Raw genomic sequence first — 1,219 nt, forward strand, 5'->3', positions numbered from 1 at the left:
CGCCTGACCCGCCTGACCCGTACGACCACCAGGAGCACCCGCTCCGCCCACACAGAGGAGCCCCCATGGACCACGTCCACATCACCGACGCGCTGCGTGCACTCGTCTTCGAACCGGATCCCGGCGAGGACGTCGACGCCGTGCTCGACCGCTACTACAGCGCTGACTACACCCACCGGAGCGACGGGCAGCTGATGGACCGGAGCGCGTTCACCGCGATGGTGACCGCTTCCCGTGCCCGGATCACCCGCGGGTCGGCCGTCGTCATCGACGAGCTCGTGGACGGTCCCACGTACGCCGAACGACACCGGTTCCACGTGGAGTTCGCGGACGGGACCTCGGCGGACCGGGAGGTCGCGGTCTTCGGCACCATCGGCACCGACGGTCGGTTCGAGCACCTCAGCGAGGTCGGGTTCGCCCTGCCCGGCGCGGACGGCGCACGATGACGCGCCTGCCCGAGCCGACACCGGGGACGCTCCCGGCCGAGCTCGAGAGGTTCCTCGCCACGCTGCCGTCCGATCCGATGGTCAGCATGATGGCCGTGTCCTCGAGCACCACGGTGCAGTTCGTCGAGTTCGCCCGCACCCTCTTCACGGCGTTGGACCTGCCGGCGCGGACACGGGAGCTGGTGGTCCTGACGGTCGCCGCGACCACCGGCGCGGTCTTCGTCCGAGCGCAGCACGACCCCATCGCGGACGCCGCCGGGGTCGAGCCGAGCGTGCGTGCGCTCATCGCCGACGGCCGCAGCGACGGCGAGGGGCTGTCCGAGAGCGACGCGACGGTCATCCGGTTCGCCCGCGGAACGGTGGAGTCGCCGCGGGTGTCCGACGCGCTGTTCACGGCCGCGCGGGAGCTGCTCGGGGACCGGCAGGTCGCGGAGGTCATCCAGGTCGTGGGGTACTACTGGGCGTTCGGACGCATCTCCACGATGCTGGACGTGCCCGTGACGACGATCCACAGCGGCGACGTGCTCGACACGCTGCCGTCCTGACGCGGGTGGGGAGCCCGTCAGTTCCTGGCTCGGTGCCACAGTTCGCTCGCGAGGTCGCCGACCATCATCGGGACCGCGAGGACACCCGCGAGCAGGAGCCCGCCGACGAGCAGGATCGTGTCGCGGGCGTCGTCGGCCGGACGAGGGTCGGGGTGCTCGGTGCGCATCGCCACAGTGTGCGGTGGCGGCCGGACGAGGGCGTCCGTGGAACCACGGGGACGGGCCCGA

3 protein-coding genes are annotated in these 1,219 nt (G+C 71.8%); 2 read left to right on the plus strand and 1 reads right to left on the minus strand.

The annotated features are described in order from the left end of the window. The first annotated feature begins 65 nt into the window (after positions 1-65). Together BIU98_RS08460 and BIU98_RS08465 are read left to right on the plus strand one after the other, a co-directional pair. The gene (locus BIU98_RS08460; RefSeq protein WP_071274746.1) at positions 66-446 is read left to right on the plus strand and encodes a hypothetical protein; all 381 of its coding nucleotides are present in this window, start codon (positions 66-68) and stop codon (positions 444-446) included. After that, a complete protein-coding gene (locus tag BIU98_RS08465) occupies positions 443-991 on the plus strand; it encodes a carboxymuconolactone decarboxylase family protein (protein ID WP_071274749.1) in 549 nt (182 codons plus the stop codon). Before BIU98_RS08460 ends, BIU98_RS08465 begins: the two co-directional genes overlap by 4 nt. A gap of 17 nt (positions 992-1,008) precedes the next feature. Here BIU98_RS08465 and BIU98_RS19380 read toward each other — a convergent pair. Next, on the minus strand, positions 1,009-1,219 hold a 211-nt coding region (locus tag BIU98_RS19380; RefSeq protein WP_217635684.1), incomplete at its 5' end, for a hypothetical protein.

The organism is Curtobacterium sp. MMLR14_010, from assembly GCF_001865015.1.
Taxonomy (GTDB): domain Bacteria; phylum Actinomycetota; class Actinomycetes; order Actinomycetales; family Microbacteriaceae; genus Curtobacterium.

Coding starts and splice junctions, on each gene's coding strand:
- BIU98_RS08460 (WP_071274746.1), top strand. CDS start 66: ATGGACCACGTCCACATCACCGACGCGCTGCGTGCACTCGTCTTCGAA.
- BIU98_RS08465 (WP_071274749.1), top strand. CDS start 443: ATGACGCGCCTGCCCGAGCCGACACCGGGGACGCTCCCGGCCGAGCTC.